We start from the raw sequence: 16,495 nt of genomic DNA, 5'->3' as shown, positions 1-16,495 counted from the left end.
GGGTCGAATTGAACGGGGTGGCCTCCAGGCGGAAACTCGATTGGGCAAACATTCAATGGAGTTTTCGCAATATGGATATTCGTATCAATCATCGGGACATGACGCCGGATCAGAAGTCCCGTTTCATCAGCGCCATTCTGAAACTGAAAACCGAAGTCGACAGCGTGCTGCAGCCCGGGATGCAGAGTCGCTACGATGACTTCGTGCAAATCCACAAGAATTCGATGGGACGTGGGAATCCACTCAGCCCCAATCCTCACGCCAGTCCTTTGTTCTACCCATGGCATCGTGTCCTGCTGCGTCAATTCGAATGGGCCTTGCAGTCCGCCGCCGGCGACTCCAGCATCACAATCCCCTACTGGAACTGGCAGCTTACGGGCGCCGATAACCCCTTCACCTCGGACTTCATGGGTGGCAACGGCGACAGCTCGCAACAACAACGCGTGACGAGTGGTCCGTTCACGGTGGAGGCAGGCCGATTCAGCGTAGCGGTCTGGGACACCGATACCGGCGACGCCAACCTACGCCGCAACCTGGGACAGAACGGCGGCCTGCCACCGCCAGGCGTGGTGATTCAGGCACTCAACAGTGTTGTCTACTGGGACGAAACCCTCGGTTGGGAGAACGTTTCGGAAGCACAACTGCACAACCCCGTGCATTCGTGGATCGGCGGCACCATGACGGAAGCGTCCTCCCCCAACGACCCGATCTTCTTCCTGCACCACTGCTACCTCGATCTGCTCTGGGAGCGCTGGAGACAGCAGCACCGCAACGCATTGCCGTTCATGAGTTCGTCCGGCGAAGCGGGGTTGAACGAGGTTCTGGTTTTCCACCCGATCAACGAACCGGCCCCCTGGGCGCGAGCCTACGCGGTACGGGACACACTCGACACCCAAGCACTTGATTACACCTATGCCTACGTCTGACGGCTCTGGTTGATCAACTGCCCAGGGTCAATCCGTTCGCTGGCAACGGCAGAGCAGTCTTGTAGCGCACCTGCTTCAAGGCAAAACTCGAGCGGATGTTCGCCACCCCTGGCACCTTGGTCAGGAAGTCCATCATGAACCGCTCCAGCGACTGAATGGTCGGCACCAGCACCCGGATCAAATAGTCCGGGTCGCCGGCCATCAGGTAGCACTCCATGACTTCCGGACGATCGGAAATCGCTTCTTCGAAATGCTGCAACGCCTCTTCCACCTGCTTCTCCAGGCTGACGTGAATGAACACGTTGACGTGCAGCCCCAGCAGGTCGGCATCGAGCAGGGTCACCTGCTCGCGAATCAGTCCCAACTCCTCCATCGCCTTGACCCGGTTGAAACACGGCGTCGGCGACAGGTTCACCGAGCGCGCGAGATCGGCGTTGGTGATGCGCGCGTTCTCCTGAAGGCTGTTGAGAATCCCGATGTCGGTACGGTCCAGTTTGCGCATGAGACAAAACCACCTGTTTTTTATGTTTATGCAGAATTTCTATCTGCAAATGATCTTCAGCGCAACGAAACACAGAGAAATATTCTTCTTGCCGGAGCCTATGATGTTTGTAGGACAAGATTTCTTTTATCGAAGAATGACTGCCAGCTCACTACAAGAAATTCACAAGATCGAGCGTAGAAGCCATGACCCAAGCGTATGAACCGCTGCGTCTGCACGTCCCTGAACCTTCGGGCCGTCCAGGCTGTAAAACCGACTTCTCCTACCTGCACCTGACCGATGCCGGTACGGTGCGCAAACCTTCCATCGACGTCGAACCGGCCGACACCGCCGACCTGGCCCGAGGCCTGATCCGCGTGCTCGACGACCAAGGCAATGCCCTTGGGCCATGGGCCGAGGACGTGCCGGTCGAGATCCTGCGCAAAGGCATGCGCGCCATGCTCAAGACGCGCATCTACGACAACCGCATGGTGGTCGCCCAGCGCCAGAAAAAAATGTCGTTCTACATGCAGAGCCTCGGCGAAGAGGCCATCGGCAGCGCCCAGGCCCTGGCCTTGAACATCGACGACATGTGCTTCCCGACCTACCGCCAGCAAAGCATCCTGATGGCCCGCGACGTACCGCTGGTCGACCTGATCTGCCAGCTGCTGTCCAACGAGCGCGATCCGCTCAAGGGCCGTCAGTTGCCGATCATGTACTCGGTCAAGGATGCCGGCTTCTTCACTATTTCCGGCAACCTCGCGACCCAGTTCATCCAGGGCGTGGGCTGGGGCATGGCCTCGGCGATCAAGGGCGACACCAAAATCGCTTCGGCCTGGATCGGTGACGGCGCCACCGCCGAATCGGACTTCCACACCGCCCTCACCTTCGCCCACGTCTACCGCGCGCCGGTGATCCTCAACGTGGTCAACAACCAGTGGGCAATCTCGACCTTCCAGGCCATCGCCGGTGGTGAAGCCACCACCTTCGCCGGACGCGGCGTCGGTTGCGGCATCGCCTCGCTGCGGGTTGACGGCAATGATTTCTACGCGGTCTACGCCGCTTCCAGATGGGCCGCCGAACGCGCCCGCCGCAACCTCGGCCCGACCATGATCGAATGGGTCACCTACCGCGCCGGCCCGCACTCGACCTCCGACGATCCGTCGAAATACCGTCCTGCCGACGACTGGAGCCACTTCCCGCTGGGCGATCCGATTGCTCGCCTCAAGCAGCACCTGATCAAGGTCGGCCACTGGTCGGAAGAAGAGCACAGCGCCGTCAGCGCCGAACTGGAAGCCGAGGTGATTGCCGCGCAGAAACAGGCCGAACAGTACGGCACCCTCGCCGGCGGCCAGATTCCGAGCGCCGCGACCATGTTCGAGGATGTCTACAAAGAGATGCCGGAGCACTTGAAGCGCCAGCGTCAGCAGTTGGGGATCTGACATGAACGATCACAACAACAATATTCAGCTGGAAACTTCCATGACCACGACCACCATGACCATGATCCAGGCCCTGCGCTCGGCCATGGATGTGATGCTTGAGCGTGACGACAATGTTGTGGTGTTCGGCCAGGACGTTGGCTATTTCGGCGGAGTGTTCCGTTGCACCGAAGGCCTGCAGACCAAGTACGGCACCTCGCGGGTGTTCGACGCACCGATCTCCGAAAGCGGCATCGTCGGCGTCGCCGTGGGCATGGGCGCCTACGGCCTGCGTCCGGTGGCGGAGATCCAGTTCGCCGACTACGTTTACCCCGCTTCCGACCAGATCATTTCCGAAGCCGCACGCCTGCGCTATCGCTCGGCCGGCGAGTTCACCGCACCGATGACCCTGCGCATGCCTTGCGGCGGCGGCATCTACGGCGGCCAGACCCACAGCCAGAGCATCGAAGCGATGTTCACCCAGGTCTGTGGCCTGCGCACCGTCATGCCATCCAACCCGTATGACGCCAAGGGCCTGCTGATCGCCTCCATCGAAAACGATGACCCGGTGATCTTCCTGGAGCCGAAACGCCTGTACAACGGCCCGTTCGACGGCCATCACGACCGACCGGTGACCCCATGGTCGAAGCACCCGGCCGCGCAAGTGCCGGACGGCTATTACACCGTGCCGCTGGACGTCGCCGCGATCACCCGTCCGGGCAAGGACGTGACCGTGCTGACCTACGGCACCACCGTATACGTGTCGCAAGTGGCCGCTGAAGAGTCCGGCATCGACGCCGAAGTCATCGACCTGCGCAGCCTGTGGCCGCTGGATCTGGACACCATCGTCAAATCGGTTAAGAAAACCGGCCGCTGCGTGGTGGTTCACGAAGCGACCCGCACCTGCGGTTTCGGTGCCGAACTGGTGTCGCTGGTGCAAGAGCATTGCTTCCATCACCTGGAAGCGCCGATCGAACGCGTCACCGGTTGGGACACCCCCTACCCGCACGCGCAAGAGTGGGCGTATTTCCCTGGGCCGTCCCGAGTGGGCGCGGCGCTGAAACGGGTCATGGAGGTCTGAATGGGCACGCACGTTATCAAGATGCCGGACATCGGCGAAGGCATCGCAGAAGTAGAACTGTCGCAATGGCACGTCAAGGTCGGTGATCTGGTCGTGGAAGATCAGGTGCTGGCGGACGTGATGACCGACAAGGCGATGGTCGATATTCCGTCGCCGGTACACGGCAAAGTCATCTCCCTCGGCGGGCAGCCGGGCGAAGTGATGGCGGTCGGCAGTGTGCTGATCAGCATTGAAGTAGAAGGCGCAGGCAACCTGAAAGAGTCCACCGCGCCTGCACCGGTAAAAGAGGCGCCCGTTGCGCCGAAAGTCGAAGCCGTCGTGGAAAGCAAACCTGCCGCGGCTCCGCGTCCGGCCCCGGCCTGCCAAGGCCCGATGGTTGCCCGCGAGGCCGATGAGCGTCCGCTGGCCTCTCCGGCCGTGCGCAAACACGCACTGGACCTGGGCATTCAATTGCGTCTGGTACGCGGCAGCGGCCCGGCCGGCCGGGTGCTGCACGAAGACCTCGACGCCTATCTGGCCCAGGGTCAATCGAATGCCTCGGCGCCTGTTGGCGCCGCTTACGCCCAGCGAAACGATGAAGAACAGATTCAAGTGATCGGCATGCGCCGCAAGATCGCCCAGCGCATGCAGGACGCCACCCAGCGCGCAGCGCACTTCAGTTACGTCGAGGAAATCGACGTCACCGCGATCGAAGAACTGCGCGCGCACCTCAACGAAAAACACGGCGCCAGCCGTGGCAAGTTGACCCTGCTGCCGTTCCTGGTGCGAGCCTTGGTCGTCGCCTTGCGTGACTTCCCGCAGATGAACGCCCGTTACGACGACGAAGCCCAGGTCATCACCCGCCTCGGCGCGGTGCATGTCGGCGTCGCCACGCAAAGCGATGTCGGCCTCATGGTGCCGGTGGTACGTCACGCCGAGGCGCGCAGCCTGTGGGACAGCGCCGCTGAAATCTCCCGCCTGGCCAACGCCGCGCGTAACGGCAAGGCCAGCCGCGACGAGTTGTCCGGTTCGACTATCACTCTGACCAGCCTCGGTGCACTGGGCGGCATCGTCAGCACCCCGGTGTTGAACCTGCCGGAAGTGGCGATCGTCGGCGTGAACAAAATCGTCGAACGCCCGATGGTCGTCAAAGGCCAGGTGGTGATCCGCAAGATGATGAACCTCTCCAGTTCCTTCGATCACCGCGTGGTCGACGGGATGGACGCGGCGCTCTTCATCCAGGCCATCCGTGGCTTGATCGAACAACCCGCAACGCTGTTTGTGGAGTAAGCAATGCAGACTCTGAACACCACGCTGCTGATTATCGGCGGCGGCCCCGGCGGCTATGTGACCGCGATTCGCGCCGGGCAACTGGGCATTCCGACCATTTTGGTCGAGGGCCAATCTTTGGGTGGCACCTGCCTGAACATCGGCTGCATTCCGTCGAAAGCGCTGATCCATGTGGCCGAACAGTTCCACCAGACCCGGCATCACAACCAGCATTCGGCACTGGGCATCAGCGTCGGCGCACCCACCCTGGACATCGGCAAAAGCGTCGAGTGGAAGGATGACATCGTGGATCGTCTGACCACTGGCGTCGCCGCGCTGCTGAAAAAGAACAAGGTTCAGGTCATCAACGGCTGGGCCAAGGTGATTGACGGCAAAACCGTAGAAGTCGGCGATACACGTATCCAGTGCGAGCATCTGGTGCTGGCGACCGGTTCGAAAAGCGTCAATCTGCCGATGCTGCCAATCGGCGGGCCGATCATCTCGTCCACCGAAGCGCTGGCGCCGACATCGGTGCCAAAACGCCTGATCGTGGTCGGCGGCGGTTACATCGGTCTGGAACTGGGCATCGCCTACCGCAAGCTCGGTGCGGAAGTCAGCGTGGTCGAAGCGCAGGATCGCATTCTGCCGGCCTACGACGCGGAACTGACGCAACCGGTACACGAAGCGCTGAAGCAACTGGGCGTGAAGCTGTACCTGAAACACAGCGTCCAGGGTTTTGACGGCACCTTGCAGGTGCGTGACCCGGACGATGAAACCCTGAATCTGGAAACCGATCAGGTGCTGGTTGCCGTCGGCCGCAAACCGAACACCCAGGGCTGGAACCTCGAAGCGCTGAATCTGCAAATGAATGGTGCGTCGATCAAGATCGACAGCCGCTGCCAGACCAGCATGCGCAACGTCTACGCCATCGGCGACCTGAGCGGCGAGCCGATGCTGGCCCACCGCGCCATGGCACAGGGTGAGATGGTCGCCGAGCTGATCAGCGGCAAGACCCGCGAATTCAACCCGACCGCCATTGCCGCCGTGTGCTTCACCGATCCGGAGCTGGTGGTGGTCGGCAAGACCCCGGACGAAGCCAAGGCTGCCGGCCTGGACTGCATCGTGTCGAACTTCCCGTTCGCCGCCAACGGCCGGGCGATGACCCTGGAATCGAAAAGCGGCTTCGTGCGCGTGGTCGCCCGTCGGGACAATCATCTGATCGTCGGCTGGCAGGCGGTGGGCGTGGGTGTTTCGGAACTGTCGACGGCGTTTGCGCAAAGCCTGGAAATGGGCGCGCGGCTGGAAGACATCGGCGGCACCATCCACGCACACCCGACCCTGGGAGAAGCGGTGCAGGAAGCGGCGTTGCGTGCATTGGGGCACGCGCTGCACCTGTAATAATCGGACGAAGGGGGAGATTTTTCATAAGCAGGCTAATAAATCTGCTTCTCCCCCCATCGCCCGGGCTGCGAAACCGCTCAAGAATGAAGTATTGTTGTGCCCATCCAAAAAACGTCAGAAGCCTTGAACCGTTTCGACGGTTGTTAAGTGATAGAGGGTGTCATGGGTAACGAAAGCATCAACTGGGACAAGCTGGGTTTTGACTACATCAAGACCGACAAACGCTATCTGTCGTACTTTCGCAATGGCGAGTGGGACAAAGGCACCCTGACCGAAGACAACGTGCTGCACATCAGCGAAGGCTCCACTGCCCTTCACTATGGCCAGCAGTGCTTCGAAGGCCTGAAGGCCTATCGTTGCAAGGACGGCTCGATCAACCTGTTCCGTCCGGACCAGAACGCCGCGCGCATGCAGCGCAGCTGCGCCCGCCTGCTGATGCCGCATGTGTCCACCGAACAGTTCATCGAAGCGTGCAAGGACGTGGTTCGCGCCAACGAGCGCTTCATCCCGCCTTACGGCACCGGCGGCGCGCTGTACCTGCGTCCGTTCGTGATCGGCGTGGGTGACAACATCGGCGTGCGTACCGCGCCGGAGTTCATCTTCTCGGTATTCGCGATCCCGGTCGGCGCCTATTTCAAGGGCGGTCTGACCCCGCACAACTTCCAGATTTCCTCCTTCGACCGCGCCGCGCCACAAGGCACCGGCGCCGCCAAGGTCGGTGGCAACTATGCCGCCAGCCTGATGCCGGGCTCCCAGGCCAAAAAAGCGCATTTCGCTGACGCCATCTACCTGGATCCGCTGACCCACAAGAAGATCGAGGAAGTCGGTTCGGCCAACTTCTTCGGGATCACCCACGACAACAAGTTCGTGACCCCGAACTCGCCATCCGTGCTGCCGGGCATCACCCGTCTTTCGCTGATCGAACTGGCCAAGACCCGTCTGGGCCTGGAAGTGGTCGAAGGCGACGTGTTCATCGACAAGCTGTCGGACTTCAAGGAAGCCGGCGCCTGCGGTACTGCTGCGGTGATCACGCCGATCGGCGGCATCAGCTACAACGACCACCTGCACGTGTTCCACAGCGAGACCGAAGTCGGCCCTGTGACCCAGAAGCTCTACAAAGAGCTGACTGGCGTACAGACCGGCGACGTCGAAGCGCCAGCGGGCTGGATCGTCAAGGTTTGATCTGACGGCCAGACGTAAAAAAGCCCTCCATCGAGTGATCGATGGGGGGCTTTTTCATGGCTGCTGTTGGCGCAGCCATTCGATAAATGCCTGAGCCGAAGCCGTCATCGGCGGCACCGTACCGTAGTAATAACGTGGCAAGCGCATGCGCAAATCCGGCAGCGGGCAGATCAATCGTCCGCTCGACAGGTGCGTGCCCAGCAACGAGGTCGGGCACAAGGCGATGCCCTCAGCCGCCACCGCCGCGTCCAGCACCCGATGCATGTAGTCGAACTGACGGGTCACCTGCCCGGCATCCTGACTTTGCCCAAAGCGCATGGCCCAGTTATGCCAGTCCTCGCGACGAGCCCGAACGGTCAGCAACGTGTGCTGATTCAGCGCCGCAAGGTCCGCGAGAGGCACGCGCTCGATGAGTTCGGGTGCAGCGACCAGCAGCAATTCATCCTCGAACAGCGCATGAGCCTCGATGGTCGGGGCCCAGTCATCGCGCCCGCGCCGAATGACCACGTCGAAACGGTCGACGGCCGGATCCGGGGATCGGGTTTGGGTGATGACCTCGGTTTTGATGTCGGGGTGCTGCGCTATGAAGTCCGGCAACCGAGGCATCAGCCACAACTGAGCGAAGGAGGGACGCACATTGAGGGTCACCGTCGGCTGCGCGACCTGCTGTTTCAACTCGAACGTGGCATCGGCAATCTGCGCAAGGCCCGCGCTGACCTGCTCGTAGTAACGCTGCCCGACGGCGGTCAGCAGTGACTGGCGGATACGCCGCTCGAATAGCAGCACACCGAGGTGTTCTTCCAGCAGTTTGATATGACGGCTGATGGCGCTGTGACTAACATGCAGCTCTTCGGCCGCCAGGCTGAAGCTCTGGTGACGCGCCGCGACGGCGAATGCGCGAACAGCGTTGAGCGGAGGCAATGGTTTTTTCATGCGTCTAATTTAGTTACATATGCAGCGCATTTAAAGCGTTTGTCACACCCGCAGCCGCCACGCCAATCTGCCCGCACCCAGCCACGGGATTCGACGGAGCCATCCATGCACAGCTACGGACTGTTTTTACTGTTCGCCACCCTGACCATTCTCAGTCCCGGACCGGGTGTGGTTCTGACCCTGTCCAACGCGGTGCGACATGGCTGGGCCGGCGCCCTGCCGGGGATTTTCGGCATTGCCTCGGGTGCTTTCGTAGTGGCCGCGATCAGCGCCACCAGCGTCGGCCTGATCCTCAGCGCCTCGGCCAACGCCTTTATCGTGCTGAAATACGTCGGCGCCGCTTACTTGTTGTACCTGGGCTTCAAGAACTGGCGCTCGGATCGCTTCGTGGCCCTCAAAGCGCTGCCGCCCTCCCGTCCCGGCTATCGGTTTCTGGAAGCGGCCTCGCTACAGTTTCTGAACCCCAAGGCCATTTTCTTTTTCCTCGCGGTGTTCCCGCAATTCATCGACACCACCCAGGCTTTCCATCCGCAGTTCTTCAAACTGGTCGCCTCCTACGGGGTGCTGGTGATTCTGGTTCACGGCAGCTACGCCCTGCTCGCCCATGTCGCCAAGGGCTGGCTGTCGAGTCCGAAGGGTTCCTGGTGGACGGCGAAGGCCTCGGGGGTAACGTTTGCCGGTTTTGGGTTGCTGATGGCTTCGGCAAGTCATTGAGCACTTCCATCAAATCAAGCACGTCACTCCCGCCCTTCCTTCATAGCAATCCGCTTCCCACCCCGCGCAGCAATCCCGCTCGCCTGCCCGTTCTGTTGCTTGCCTGTCCGTGCCTGGGTAATCAACCCCGGAATCAACTCCCCCTCCGGCAGATTCTTCCAGAACCGCGCCGGCAAATGCCCTTGCATGACCTTCGGGTTCAACCGCGCCGGGTTGAAGATGTGGCTGTAGTAAGTCAGCCACAACTCACCATGGGGATCGTCGACATTCTGCGCCAGTTGCTGCCACTCCACCGGGCACTGGCGCTGATGAATCAACTGCTCGCCATCGTAATAAACGCCATCCCTGGGCGTGGCGATCAACCAGCGGTGGCGCCCCATGCGGCCGATGAAATGTTCGCTGGCGCTGTGCAGGATGTCGTGGGCCGGCTCATGCCAGGCCACATATTGTGGGCCGGGGCTGCCTTGCGGCCGTTCGATGAAACGCACGAACGCATGCAAATGATGGGCTTCGCGCTGCACTTGCTTGAGCCGCCGTTGCAACTCGCTGCCCAGCTTGTCGCCGGCCATCATCGCCGTGCGATCGCCGTGACTGACCCGCCACAGCACTTCGTAAAGCAGACTCCAGCGCTGGTCACCACGATATTGCGCGGCGCGTTCAAGGGTATCGAGCAGCAGGCGCGGAATCCGCGCCTGAAACGGCCCCTGCCCCTCGGGAACAGACTGCTCGTTGGCAAACAGATCGCTGACTCCTTCAGACGCCCAGCTCACCAGACTCGGATCGACCTCATGACTGAGCAGCCAGCGCGCCTGCTGGCGCCAGCTGTCGAACAGGTCATCGCAATCGAGATTGATCATCCCCACAACCCCATTTGCTGCGGCATCGGTCGGTCGCGCAGTTGCTGATAGAGCATCTGGCTGGTGACTTCGGCCTGCTGCGGGTGGTAATCGCTGGTAATGATGAACGGCTTGGCCTTGGCCAGCACACAACGCATGCGGGCCAGGTCTTCGTAGCGAATCCGTCGCTGCCGACGCAGCTCCACCAGGCGCTCGGTGGTTCGCAGACCGATACCGGGAATACGTGAAATCAGCGCCGGCTCCGCGCGATTCAGGTCCAGCGGAAACACCTCGCGATTCTGTAGCGCCCAGGCCAGTTTCGGGTCGATGTCCAGCGCCAGATGCCCCGGCCCCTTGAACAGCTCCCCGGCGCTGTAGCCATAACCGCGCAACAGGAAATCGGCCTGGTACAAGCGGTGCTCACGCATCAGCGGTGGTGCGGCGAGCGGCACGCTTTTCGGGCTGTTAGGGATCGGGCTGAACGCCGAGTAATAGACCCGGCGCAGGCGGAACTTGCCATACAGCGCCTGGGCACTGTGCAGGATGGTGCTGTCGTCGGTGTCATCGGCGCCGACGATCATCTGCGTGCTCTGCCCGGCCGGAGCGAACTTCGCCGCGCGGGGCTCGTTGAGTACGGTTTGTTCACCGGTATAGATGGTGTTCATCGCCTGCTTGATCGAACCCAATTGCTTCTCCGGGGCCAGGGTTTGCAGGCTGGCGTCGGTGGGCAACTCGATGTTGACACTCAAACGGTCGGCATAGCGCCCCGCCTCGGCGATCAGCGCCGGGTCGGCTTCGGGAATGGTCTTGAGGTGGATGTAGCCGCGAAACTCATGCTTCTCGCGCAGCAAGCGGGCCACACGGTTGAGCTGTTCCATGGTGTAGTCCGCCGAGCGGATGATCCCGGAGCTGAGGAACAACCCGCTGACGCAGTTGCGCCGGTAGAAATCCAGGGTCAGCGCGACCACCTCCTCGGGCGTGAAACGGGCGCGCGGCACATCGCTGGAGCGGCGGTTGACGCAGTATTGGCAGTCGTAGAGACAGAAATTGGTCAGGAGGATTTTCAGCAGCGAGACGCAGCGCCCATCCGGCGTATAGCTGTGGCAAATGCCCATGCCATCGGTCGCGCCCAGCCCGCTCTTGCCCTCGGAACTGCGCTTGGGCGCGCCGCTGCTGGCGCAGGAGGCGTCGTACTTGGCGGCGTCGGCGAGAATGCTGAGCTTGTCGATGAGTTGCATGGCTGGACCCGATACTGTTTGCATATACAGTATCGGTCCGATTGCGATACGACAAGGCGAAAAAACTGTTCCTCGTCGGCAAGCACGCAAAGGCAAAAGATCGCAGGTGGTGATCTTTTGCCTTTCCGGCATTCAGTTCAGCGCTCAGGCACCGCGCAATTCAACCGTCAGGTGCGACAGCTCATGCACCGGTGCCAGACGTTCGCGAATGGCCTCCGCCGTCACACCGGCAGTCGCCACCACACTGACAATCGCCGCCCGCGCCTGCGGGCCGACCTGCCAGACATGCAAGTCGCTGATGCGCACGTCATCCGAGGTTTCCAGCAACTCGCGGATCTCGGCGGCCACCGGTTCATCGGTGGCGTCGAGCAGCACGGCGGCGCTGTCGCGCATCAGGTTGTAGGCCCACTTGGCGATGACGATCGCGCCGACGATACCCATCACCGGATCCAGCCATACCCAGCCCAGATAACGCCCGGCCAGCAACGCCGCAATCGCCAGCACCGAGGTCAAGGCGTCGGCCAGGACATGCACGTAAGCCGAGCGCAGGTTGTTGTCATGATGGTGGTGATGATCGTGGCCGTGGTCATGATGGTGCCCATGGTCGTGGCTGTGATGGCCCATCAGCAAAAACGCGCTGACCAGATTCACCGCCAGGCCCACCACGGCGATCACCGTTGCCTCGCCGAATGCCACGCTGGTCGGCTGGAACAACCGCAGGATCGACTCGCCGGCAATGCCCAGCGAAACCAGCCCCAGGACCATGGCCGAGGCGAAACCGGCGAGGTCGCCGACCTTGCCGGTGCCGAAACTGTAGCGGCTGTTTTGCGCATTGCGCCGGGCGAAACCATAGGCCGCCGCCGCAATGCCGAGGGCGCCGGCATGGGTCGCCATGTGAAAGCCGTCGGCGAGCAACGCCATGGAACCGGTGATGTATCCAGCGGCAATTTCGCCGATCATCATGATAAATGTCAGGATCACCACCCATAACGTGCGGCGCGCGTTCTCATCGTGGGAGGCGCCCAGGAACTGGTGGTCGTGGCGAAAGCGTTGCGCTTGCGGCGTCAGAGTCATGATTTGGCGCTCTACTTTGAATAACGACGGATGGCTTGCAGCAACTCTTCCACACCCTGGGCGCGCTCGTCGTCACTCAGGCCGGGGCGGGCCACATGTTCACGGGCGTGGGCGTCGATGAACTGATCCATCAAGCCGTTGACCGCACCACGGATCGCCGCGACCAGGTGCAGGGTCTTGGCGCAATCGGCATCGCCTTCGAGCGCCTTTTCCACGGCCTGAACCTGTCCGGCAATGCGCCGAACCCGGTTGAGCAGATCATCTTTGTGTTCATGAATGTGCGACATACCTATACCCCCTACCCCTATATGGCGGGCATATTGGCTGATCGCCGGAATGAACGCAACTTCCGTTATGGGCGCGGATTTGCTCGCGAAGGCACGCTGAAAAACGAAGCATCATTTCAGCATCATCCGCGAGGTTACATCGCCTTGCGCCTTTGCCTACAACTGCGCCAGAATCCGCCGGCTTGTGCGGTTTGGGGGGGCGTCGGTAACTTGAATTCCGTCACTGAAATGGTCAGTGATCGGGTTTAGTCGCTCGGTGTTTTCCAGGTTCGCAAGCGGTTATTCAGTCAGGCATTTCCACGCCTGCACTCAATGGCGGCTGTGCGCAGGGCGCCCTCGGGCGCGCCGGTGATGCTTGGACACTGGTCGACTAACCTGCGTATAGCTGCCACCTATTGTTTAGTCGCAAGAAAGTGTCAGCCTCATTCAGGTATCCAAGCAAATGATTAAACCAACACCCAATCCACCCGAAACAGACACCCCAACCGAAGCCGATCCAGCCTCCCCCTATTCCTCCCTCGATCCGAAAAAGCTTCACGATGCCGCCGAGCGCGCCCTCGATCACCATCTCAAACCCCAAGCGCCGAAACGCCGCAAACCCAGCACCATGTTCACCATCGATCCCCATCTCGATCAGCAATCGCTGCTGGCCCACGCCTGCGAATCCATGGCCTCGGCCAACGTGATGCTCAGCGACTTCGCCGCCCTCCTCGACCCGCCCTACCGCAGCACCGTGCTGGGCATTGCCCAAGTGGTGATGTTCGGCGAACTGGCGGTCAACCGGGCGCTGGACAACTTCGAATCATCCATCTGAGCCGTCATTGCAAGCATCCGTGGCGAGCGAACGCCCTCGCCACATCCGGAAACTGCGTTAGGGAGGACATCACATGCTCAACCAAACAGACACACATGTCGTCGCCGCACTGAGCGCCATCGGCCTCAACGAACGCGACCACCTCTGGGCGCAACGGGCATGCCTGGTGCTGTTCGAGAGTCAAAACGAATCAATCGTCGCCTGCGCCGTCACCGCGCTCGGGCAGCTGGGCGAACTGGACCGAAGCACCGTACTGCCGGCGCTAACGCGAGTGAAGAACCGCTTTCCATCACTCGAAACCACAGTGGCCCGGACGCTGGGCGAAATAGCGAGGGTTGCCTGATCCTCACGCAATCATCCCGCAGATCGCAGCCCCCTCACCTCAGCCCTCTTCCGGAGGGCTGGGGTGAGGGGAACAGCCTGACTCAGATCCAGTGTGGGTGCAGGCTTGCCCGCGAAAGAGCCGGCAGATTCACCGCTTGAAATCCGCCAGGATAAAAGGCGTATGAGCCCGAAGGTAAACATCCACATGTTCCAGCGAATGCAGCACATCGCTGGATGTCTCAGTGCTTCCCCGGGCATCGAGACGAGTGAGGGTGACGGAGTAAAACTCATTGTCCTGAAGCAGAACGCCAGTAAACCTGACCTTCTGCCCTTCCTCGTCGGTAACGGACGTCGCCGTCAAAGGCCTGGACTCCAGCACTTGTGAGAGCCGCGCCTTGAGCGCGTTGCGTTTGGCAATAAGTTCCTTGCTCACGACCCAAGCGCCAATCCCCACCGCAACGGAGAGCAATGTCATAAAGCCGCTGGAATAGCGCCCACGCCTCGAATGGTTTTCCCCCAACCAATCGACGACCTGAGAAACCACGTGCCATACGTCCATTATTCAGTCCCTGAAAGTGATAAGAGCATCGGCGCAATCGACCTCAATCCTCCCGCGTCAGCACTTCCAGCAGCTCAATCTCAAACACCAGGTTCGAATTCGGCGGGATCTTGCCCATTGTCCGTTCGCCGTAGCCCAAGTGTGCCGGCACCAGCAGTTTGCGTTTGCCACCGACTTGCATGCCCATGATTCCCTGATCCCAGCCTTTGATGACGCGGCCCGTTCCGATCACGCACTGGAATGGTTTGCCCCGGCTCCAGGAAGAATCGAACTCCGTACCGTCTTCCAGCCATCCGCTGTATTGAGTGGTGATCAGCGCGCCTTTGACGGCGGTTTTGCCGTCGCCCGGTTGCAGGTCGATGATTTGCAGTTCGTCTGTCATGGTTCTTAACTCATTAACGATGGCCCGGTCGGGGCGCGGACGCAGGTTTTCGCAGAATCCGTCGCCAATGGCAATGCATGGAACGGAATCATTCACCGCCGCTCACATGAATATCGACATCGCTTCAAGCCAGGGACGCTCTGATGACCGACTCACGATTGCTGCGCAGTTTCATCCCGCCGTACATCCTTAACCGGATCATTGCCCACGGTTCGGAGGCGCAGCGCAGGGCCGCGATGCTGACCCTCAATCATGTCCGCAGCCTGTTGCCCAATCCCGGCCCGCCCCTGCGTCCGCCGGCCAGGACGATCCAGCCAGCGGGCAAACCCGGCCTGGCCCAGCGCAGCGTTCACGATGCACAGAATAAAATGCTGCTGCCGGGGGGCGCGGTGCGCCTGGAAGGCCAGCCGGCGTCGGGCGACCGGGCGGTAGACGAGGCCTATGACGCCCTGGGCGCCAGTTATGATTTTTTCTGGAAAGTGTTGGGACGCGACTCGATCGATAACAAGGGTTTCGCCCTGATCGGCAGCGTGCATTACGGCCAGGGTTACGAAAACGCCTTCTGGAACGGCGAGCAAATGGTCTTCGGTGACGGTGATGGCGAGATTTTCCAGCGCTTCACCCGCTCGCTGGACGTGATCGCCCACGAACTGGCGCACGGCGTGACCGAGAGCGAGGCCGGGTTGATTTACGCGGGCCAGTCCGGGGCACTGAACGAGTCGCTGTCGGATGTGTTTGGCGTGCTGGCCAAGCAATACGCGCTCAGCCACACGGTCGAGCAGGCCGACTGGCTGATCGGCGCCGATCTGCTCACGCCGAGGATTCAGGGCAAGGGCCTGCGCTCGATGTCCCATCCCGGTACGGCATATGACGATCCGCTGCTGGGCAAGGACCCGCAGCCGGAACACATGCGCAAATTCGTCATCACCACGGAAGACAACGGCGGCGTTCACATCAACTCCGGAATCCCCAACCGCGCGTTTTATCTGGCGGCACGGGCGTTGGGCGGGTTTGCCTGGGAGAAGGCCGGGCGGATCTGGTACGACACGTTGTGCGATCAACGCTTGAGTCAGGATGCAACGTTCGACGCCTTTGCCCGATTGTCCGTCGAGCACGCGGGCAAGCGATTCGGGGCCAGGGAAGTCGCGGCGGTGCATCAGGGTTGGTCTCAGGTCGGCATTGAAATGTCGCTGGAGGTTGTATGAAAACCCTGCCCGAGTTGGGCGACGATTCCGTAGTACGGGTTTCCCGACAGGGTGGCGTGGCGGCGATTCATAGCCTGAGCCGGCCGAGGGAGATCGAGTTCGCGCAATGCGATATCGGCCAGCGCAGCCGAATCTGCTCGGTACTGGAAAGGTGTTTGTCCTTGGACAACAGCGAGTCCGGGCGTGGGGATCAGCGGTTTTATCAGATCGAGGTGCGCTCCCGGGCGGGTGAAATGGTGCTGAAAGTGCCGGAGGATCAGGCACCGGGCGATCTGGTTCATCTGTGGGACAAGGGGCAATTGTTGTAGGGAGCCAATGGATACTGACCAAGTGCCATACACGCGGGCTTTACAGGGGCTGTTGCCGCGCAGATCAGTGATTTAAGCTGT

Annotated in this window: 19 protein-coding genes; 11 read left to right on the top strand and 8 right to left on the bottom strand. The window is 61.2% G+C overall.

The features are described 5' to 3' along the window. The first annotated feature begins 71 nt into the window (after positions 1-71). Positions 72-926: a tyrosinase family protein gene (locus tag KVQ74_RS25270; protein WP_217834086.1), complete on the top strand. Its 855-nt coding sequence runs from the start codon at positions 72-74 to the stop codon at positions 924-926. A 13-nt stretch (positions 927-939) separates the two neighbouring features. Here KVQ74_RS25270 and bkdR read toward each other — a convergent pair whose 3' ends face one another. Then, complete coding sequence (bkdR, locus tag KVQ74_RS25265) at positions 940-1,428, bottom strand: Bkd operon transcriptional regulator BkdR (RefSeq protein WP_016985245.1); 489 nt, start codon at positions 1,426-1,428, stop codon at positions 940-942. Between the two features lie 185 nt (positions 1,429-1,613). Between bkdR and KVQ74_RS25260 the strand changes: the two genes are divergently transcribed. The 5 genes from KVQ74_RS25260 to KVQ74_RS25240 all read left to right on the top strand — a co-directional run bounded on the left by KVQ74_RS25260 (position 1,614) and on the right by KVQ74_RS25240 (position 7,740). Next, positions 1,614-2,849: a 3-methyl-2-oxobutanoate dehydrogenase (2-methylpropanoyl-transferring) subunit alpha gene (locus KVQ74_RS25260; protein ID WP_217834085.1), complete on the top strand. Its 1,236-nt coding sequence runs from the start codon at positions 1,614-1,616 to the stop codon at positions 2,847-2,849. 1 nt (position 2,850) lies between these two features. Continuing rightward, the gene (locus KVQ74_RS25255) at positions 2,851-3,909 is read left to right on the top strand and encodes an alpha-ketoacid dehydrogenase subunit beta (protein WP_217834084.1); all 1,059 of its coding nucleotides are present in this window, start codon (positions 2,851-2,853) and stop codon (positions 3,907-3,909) included. After that, positions 3,910-5,178 carry a dihydrolipoamide acetyltransferase family protein gene (locus KVQ74_RS25250; protein WP_217834083.1) on the top strand — a complete coding sequence of 423 codons (1,269 nt, stop codon included), beginning with the start codon at positions 3,910-3,912 and terminating at the stop codon, positions 5,176-5,178. 3 nt (positions 5,179-5,181) lie between these two features. Beyond that, positions 5,182-6,555: a dihydrolipoyl dehydrogenase gene (gene lpdA / locus KVQ74_RS25245; protein WP_217834082.1), complete on the top strand. Its 1,374-nt coding sequence runs from the start codon at positions 5,182-5,184 to the stop codon at positions 6,553-6,555. A gap of 165 nt (positions 6,556-6,720) precedes the next feature. Further along, entirely contained in the window at positions 6,721-7,740 is a 1,020-nt protein-coding gene (locus KVQ74_RS25240) for a branched-chain amino acid aminotransferase (protein WP_217834081.1), read from the top strand. Positions 7,741-7,794: 54 nt separating this feature from the next. On the opposite strand, the gene KVQ74_RS25235 is transcribed toward KVQ74_RS25240, so the two are convergent. Then, the gene (locus KVQ74_RS25235) at positions 7,795-8,673 is read right to left on the bottom strand and encodes a LysR substrate-binding domain-containing protein (protein WP_217834080.1); all 879 of its coding nucleotides are present in this window, start codon (positions 8,671-8,673) and stop codon (positions 7,795-7,797) included. A gap of 105 nt (positions 8,674-8,778) precedes the next feature. Between KVQ74_RS25235 and KVQ74_RS25230 the strand changes: the two genes are divergently transcribed. Continuing rightward, the gene (locus KVQ74_RS25230; protein ID WP_217834079.1) at positions 8,779-9,387 is read left to right on the top strand and encodes a LysE family translocator; all 609 of its coding nucleotides are present in this window, start codon (positions 8,779-8,781) and stop codon (positions 9,385-9,387) included. 23 nt (positions 9,388-9,410) lie between these two features. Here KVQ74_RS25230 and KVQ74_RS25225 read toward each other — a convergent pair whose 3' ends face one another. The 4 genes from KVQ74_RS25225 to KVQ74_RS25210 all read right to left on the bottom strand — a co-directional run bounded on the left by KVQ74_RS25225 (position 9,411) and on the right by KVQ74_RS25210 (position 12,822). Then, the gene (locus tag KVQ74_RS25225) at positions 9,411-10,244 is read right to left on the bottom strand and encodes a TIGR03915 family putative DNA repair protein (protein ID WP_217834078.1); all 834 of its coding nucleotides are present in this window, start codon (positions 10,242-10,244) and stop codon (positions 9,411-9,413) included. Next, positions 10,241-11,461 (bottom strand): putative DNA modification/repair radical SAM protein, encoded by a 1,221-nt coding sequence (locus tag KVQ74_RS25220; protein WP_217834077.1) that lies wholly within the window; start codon positions 11,459-11,461, stop codon positions 10,241-10,243. Before KVQ74_RS25220 ends, KVQ74_RS25225 begins: the two co-directional genes overlap by 4 nt. Before the next feature lie 144 nt (positions 11,462-11,605). Then, positions 11,606-12,535: a CDF family Co(II)/Ni(II) efflux transporter DmeF gene (gene dmeF, locus KVQ74_RS25215; RefSeq protein WP_217834076.1), complete on the bottom strand. Its 930-nt coding sequence runs from the start codon at positions 12,533-12,535 to the stop codon at positions 11,606-11,608. Between the two features lie 11 nt (positions 12,536-12,546). Continuing rightward, the gene (locus KVQ74_RS25210) at positions 12,547-12,822 is read right to left on the bottom strand and encodes a metal/formaldehyde-sensitive transcriptional repressor (protein WP_217834075.1); all 276 of its coding nucleotides are present in this window, start codon (positions 12,820-12,822) and stop codon (positions 12,547-12,549) included. A gap of 442 nt (positions 12,823-13,264) precedes the next feature. On the opposite strand from KVQ74_RS25210, the gene KVQ74_RS25205 reads away from it, so the two are divergent. Continuing rightward, positions 13,265-13,636 carry a DUF6124 family protein gene (locus KVQ74_RS25205; RefSeq protein ID WP_217834074.1) on the top strand — a complete coding sequence of 124 codons (372 nt, stop codon included), beginning with the start codon at positions 13,265-13,267 and terminating at the stop codon, positions 13,634-13,636. A 73-nt stretch (positions 13,637-13,709) separates the two neighbouring features. Beyond that, complete coding sequence (locus KVQ74_RS25200) at positions 13,710-13,979, top strand: hypothetical protein (protein ID WP_217834073.1); 270 nt, start codon at positions 13,710-13,712, stop codon at positions 13,977-13,979. A 129-nt stretch (positions 13,980-14,108) separates the two neighbouring features. On the opposite strand, the gene KVQ74_RS25195 is transcribed toward KVQ74_RS25200, so the two are convergent. Further along, complete coding sequence (locus KVQ74_RS25195; protein ID WP_217834072.1) at positions 14,109-14,519, bottom strand: hypothetical protein; 411 nt, start codon at positions 14,517-14,519, stop codon at positions 14,109-14,111. Positions 14,520-14,562: 43 nt separating this feature from the next. After that, positions 14,563-14,901, bottom strand: coding sequence for an FKBP-type peptidyl-prolyl cis-trans isomerase (locus KVQ74_RS25190; protein ID WP_217834071.1), 339 nt, complete (start codon positions 14,899-14,901; stop codon positions 14,563-14,565). A gap of 143 nt (positions 14,902-15,044) precedes the next feature. Between KVQ74_RS25190 and KVQ74_RS25185 the strand changes: the two genes are divergently transcribed. Both KVQ74_RS25185 and KVQ74_RS25180 read left to right on the top strand, forming a co-directional pair. Beyond that, positions 15,045-16,106: a M4 family metallopeptidase gene (locus KVQ74_RS25185; protein ID WP_217834070.1), complete on the top strand. Its 1,062-nt coding sequence runs from the start codon at positions 15,045-15,047 to the stop codon at positions 16,104-16,106. After that, the gene (locus tag KVQ74_RS25180; protein WP_217834069.1) at positions 16,103-16,414 is read left to right on the top strand and encodes a protealysin inhibitor emfourin; all 312 of its coding nucleotides are present in this window, start codon (positions 16,103-16,105) and stop codon (positions 16,412-16,414) included. Before KVQ74_RS25185 ends, KVQ74_RS25180 begins: the two co-directional genes overlap by 4 nt. The last annotated feature ends 81 nt before the right edge of the window (positions 16,415-16,495 follow it).

Source organism: Pseudomonas botevensis, assembly GCF_019145475.1.
Classification (GTDB): Bacteria; Pseudomonadota; Gammaproteobacteria; order Pseudomonadales; family Pseudomonadaceae; genus Aquipseudomonas; species Aquipseudomonas botevensis.
The sequence above is the reverse complement of the archived record's forward strand: the minus strand, read 5'-3'. Positions and strand labels throughout refer to the sequence as shown.